3 protein-coding genes, 1 pseudogene and 1 riboswitch are annotated in these 4479 nt (G+C 36.1%); of the genes and pseudogenes, 2 read left to right on the forward strand and 2 right to left on the reverse strand.

Translation table 11 applies throughout. The features are described 5' to 3' along the window. Together AC1DOS_RS18205 and blaOXA are read left to right on the forward strand one after the other, a co-directional pair. A pseudogene (locus AC1DOS_RS18205) lies at window positions 1-791 on the forward strand (peptidase S8); the annotation flags it as partial. A gap of 166 nt (window positions 792-957) precedes the next feature. Then, entirely contained in the window at window positions 958-1779 is an 822-nt protein-coding gene (gene blaOXA, locus AC1DOS_RS18210; RefSeq protein ID WP_477538638.1) for a class D beta-lactamase, read from the forward strand. 146 nt (window positions 1780-1925) lie between these two features. On the opposite strand, the gene AC1DOS_RS18215 is transcribed toward blaOXA, so the two are convergent. Next, window positions 1926-2768 (reverse strand): aldo/keto reductase, encoded by an 843-nt coding sequence (locus tag AC1DOS_RS18215; protein ID WP_477538639.1) that lies wholly within the window; start codon window positions 2766-2768, stop codon window positions 1926-1928. A 410-nt stretch (window positions 2769-3178) separates the two neighbouring features. Beyond that, window positions 3179-3751 carry a MepB family protein gene (locus AC1DOS_RS18220; RefSeq protein ID WP_477538640.1) on the reverse strand — a complete coding sequence of 191 codons (573 nt, stop codon included), beginning with the start codon at window positions 3749-3751 and terminating at the stop codon, window positions 3179-3181. A 294-nt stretch (window positions 3752-4045) separates the two neighbouring features. Beyond that, a riboswitch (Lysine riboswitch) is annotated at window positions 4046-4227 on the forward strand. The last annotated feature ends 252 nt before the right edge of the window (window positions 4228-4479 follow it).

Consider the following 4479-nt stretch of genomic DNA (forward strand, 5'->3'; position numbering starts at 1 on the left):
AAGGAACTGCTTCACCTACTACAACTATTCAGTTGAAAAATAACGGTGAAGCAGCAGGATCAGTAGTAGTAGGAGATGATGGTAAATTCGCCATCCAAACGGAATTAACAGAAGGTACAAATGAATTCACAGCAATTTCTAAACTCGATGGTAGAGTTACAGGTGAATCTGCTCCTGTCTCGGTCATCTTGGACACGGTGAAACCTAACCTTACAATCGACAGCCCGAGAGACGGAGATAGAACAAACCGTGAAACGGTTATCGTAGAAGGTAGCGTCGAAGATGCAAACCTTGATTGGRTWAAAGTAAACGGTCAAAATRCAGCAGTCGTAAATGGCAAATATTCAAAACGTATTCTATTGGATACCGGCKCAAATAAAATTACTGTTGTCGCAAGAGATAAAGCGAATAACAGTATTTCGAAAACAGTTACGGTAACTGCAAAATACGTTGCACCAGTAGTTGAGAACGTATTACCAAACCAAGATGTCAACCTAAAAACAGGGAAAAGCGTAAAAATCGAATTTGATAGTGAGCCAGGATTAAAATCAACATTCGTCATCCACATGCCACTAACAGATGTCGGTGCAAAAATTCAAAATGCTACCGAGTTACCAATGATGGAACAATCAGACGGTCACTATGTTGGCTATTGGACAGCTCCAAAAGGTACAGTTGCAAAMGGTGCAGTAATTGAAGTGAAAGCAGTAGATAGCTTCAAAAATGAAACACGYAAAACTGCAGCAGGAAAACTGTATATCAACGTTAAGTCTAATAGTAAAGGTAAATAGTAGAAAGCAATACAAAAGATACTAAAGAGATTATTACAATCTCTTTAGTATCTTTTTTCTGCAACGGTTAMCGGRATCTTCGCTCTCTGATATATTGTTCGATTTTGAGAAATGAAKMATTTAGTTATCATTAATATAAGTAAAATAATTTAATGAGGTGTCTAAAATGAGAAAACTGATTTACCTTTCTATTTTTATATTGTTTACCGGGATAATAGGTTTTACAGTACAAGCTCAAACACCAAATAAAGAAGTTACTTCTAAAGTAAAACTTAATGTTAAAAAGTTAGACGTAACTGAATTTTTCTCTAATCAAAAAGGAACGTTTATATTACGTGATGTTAAAACTGGAAAAACCTTTGTCTACAATCAGGAAAGAGCTAACACAAGTCAAACCCCAGAATCTACCTTTAAGGTCCCTAATGCATTAATTGGATTACAAGTAAACGCTGTCCGAGATGAGTATGATGTGAAAAGATGGGACGGCGTCAAGCATGAATTTGATACATGGAACCGTGACCATACCCTTGGGTCAGCTATGCGTGAATCAGTAATTTGGTATTACCAGGCAATGGCTAGGGATATCGGAGAGCAAAGTATGAATGATTGGGTACAAAAAATCGCGTATGGAAACGAGGATATTAGTGGAGGAATCGACCATTTCTGGTTAAGTAGCACTTTGAAAATCAGTCCACTTGAACAAGTTGATTTTATGGAAAAGTTGTATAAAGAGGAGCTTCCGTTTGATAAACATGTAATGAAAACAGTTAAACGAATGATGATCCAGGAGGAAGGGGATCACTACTCACTTTACGGAAAAACGGGAACAAGATTGTCTGATTTTGGTTTAGGATGGTTTGTTGGATTTATAAAAGTGGACAATCGTTCTTATGTTTTTGTAACAAACATTGATGGTACGGGTACAAAAGCTAAAAATCTCACATTGGATATCTTTAAGAAATACCACTTAATTACAGAACGAAAATGACATCAAGTACTGAATTTTTAGTACTTGATGTCTATTTAAGATAAGCAGAATTAAATCTAATAGCATCATTATGGTTCCATACCGTCGTAAAAATCAAAATCACCTTAGAATCGATGGATTCTAAGGTGATTTTCTTTATGATTCAATTAAAAATCAAAATTATCAGGGTCTGGACCTACTCGATGGTTTTCATTCATTTCGTCTATTTTTTTCATATCTTCATCCGTTAATACAAAATCAAATATTGACGAGTTCTCAACAATACGATGTTCTTTTGTAGATTTCGGAATAGTTACCACTTCGTTTTGTAAATCCCAACGTAGAATAACCTGAGCAACAGATTTTTTATATTTAGTTGCAATCTCGTTTAAGATTTCATCATTTAACAATTGGCCTTGCATTAAAGGAGACCAAGCTTCCAGCTGAATTCCTTGTTCCTGACAAAACACTTGAAGATCTTTTTGAGTTAAACGTGGATGGAATTCCACTTGATTTACCATTGGTTTAATTTTTGCATCTTTCTTCAAATCTTGAAGATGATGAATTTGGAAATTACTTACGCCAATTGCTTTTACCTGACCTTCTGTATAAATATTTTCTAATGCTCTCCACGCTTCTTTATACTTACCTTCTACAGGCCAGTGAATCAAATAGAGATCCAAGTATTCCAAATCAAGTTTTTTTAAACTTGTAGTATACGCTGCAATTGTTGATTCGTATCCTAAATCAGCATTCCATACTTTCGACGTCACAAATAGTTCTTCACGAGAAATACCAGCTTCTTTGATTCCTTCGCGAATACCTTTTCCAACACCTTCTTCATTTCCATAAATGGCTGCTGTATCAATACTGCGGTACCCATTTATAATAGCTGTTTTTACAGCATTCACTAACTCTGGACCTTCTTCAACTTTAAAAACCCCTAGACCAAACCAAGGCATTTTCACTCCGTTATGCAAAGTTGTTGTATCTTGTAAATTATTAATCATGATAAATTTCCTCCTTATTTTGATGTGAAATAAATTGCAGTTTCTAACGCCGTAAAAAAGACACCCTCAATAGCACTTTTCGTCATACTGACTCTAAGGCATATGGTTAGTTTGACTGTTTTGCTCTTGTCTACTTATGTTATTATCAATTCAATGTCACAAAAAGAAAAGTACGCACTTTAAAGTGCTGTAGGCACTTTTTAGTACCCATACCAGTAGGAGTAACACTTGATGTTATTGGTGGAAAGTGGCAAGTCGTTATTATGTGTCACTTGATTAAGGGATAAAGATATACCAGTGATTTTTCTTTCAATATAGTTTTAGATGTAAAATCTTCTATGTTAAATAGGTTTTGACGTAACAGGAATATCTTAACCGCTCTTACTCTATAGGTTGTAAATTAGGGGGGCTTAACGTTTTAAGCTGTAATACATCAGAGCACGAACACAGTCTACTGGTTCAATTTGAGGTATCTCTAAGAAATATTCCAGCTGCCATTTCTGAGTTTTTTGAGCCTGAGAGCTAGTAGTCTTGGCCCAAGGCGGGTAAACGCGTATTGCTCTCTTACCACCTTTACCCTTACTAGATAGAATATCATGTTCACGTAGAACAGATTTTGGAAATATAAACTGTCCAAAGTTCTTACCTTCTCGTGTACTAATAACGAATAAATCGACTGAATCTAGTACATCATACGGTTGGATCGGCCCATCGCCAATTCTTTCCCATAAAGTCACAAATTGCCCTACCTTAGTAGGAGTGATTTTAGCGACACGAAATCTTATGGATAGACCATTCAAGTTAAAAACATAGGCCCCATATTCAGCGTTTTGTGCTTCTAATTGGGGAGGAGAACTATCAAAGCTGCAGGGGTTATAGACAAAAGCCTTCGTGGCAAGAAGATCGCTATGAATTGTGCCAGAAGTCCAAGAATTTTGATCACTGGGGCAAGCTTCTGAAAAGTCTCGATTTTTCTCGGTCATTTGTTCAAATCCTCCATTTGAGTTCCGCATGTTCGATTACAGGCTGCTCTCATCTCATACATTATGCCTTTAATATTTACAATTTTAATCCAATCAAGGCTAGATTACAAACGCTTCCTCTTAAGGTTTTATTTGCTAGATACAAAGGGGAAGCAACCGTCCTGACTATAGATTTGGTATATGGGTTGATTCAACAAATGGATGTAGTTTAAGTGCCATCTTAGTAGATTGGTTGACAGAAAGAGTATGTTATTGTAAAATATTAAATACAATTGAATATTAACCTCACTTTTACGGTGAGGTAGAGGCGCGATATTTAACAGTCCTTAGATGAGTTTGAGAAGCTTTGATTCTAAGGAGAAGGAAATGTCGCCGAAGTGTGTAATATCTCTCAATATTACTTGCTGGGTCTGTAGTTAAGAACTGCAGGACTGTCTCAATAAACGTCCCAGTTTATTGAGTGTGCTATCTCATTTAGGGAAGAAGAGGATTTTAGGGCAAACCATACATATGCGACCTGAGTTCATCTCAGGTCTTTTTTTGTGCAGATTTGCCTTTTTTGTATGTAATGTCACTATCAGAATATATCAAAAGGAGAGAACGAATCATGAGAAAAGAATCAATTATCTTTATTACCATGCTCCTAACAGCAATTATATTGTTAGCTGGATGTGGTTCAAGTAGTTCAGAAAATCAAGGATCATCTGGAGAAGATGGAACTTTTAAAG

The sequence above is a fragment of the Paenisporosarcina sp. P5_A11 genome, from assembly GCF_056400705.1.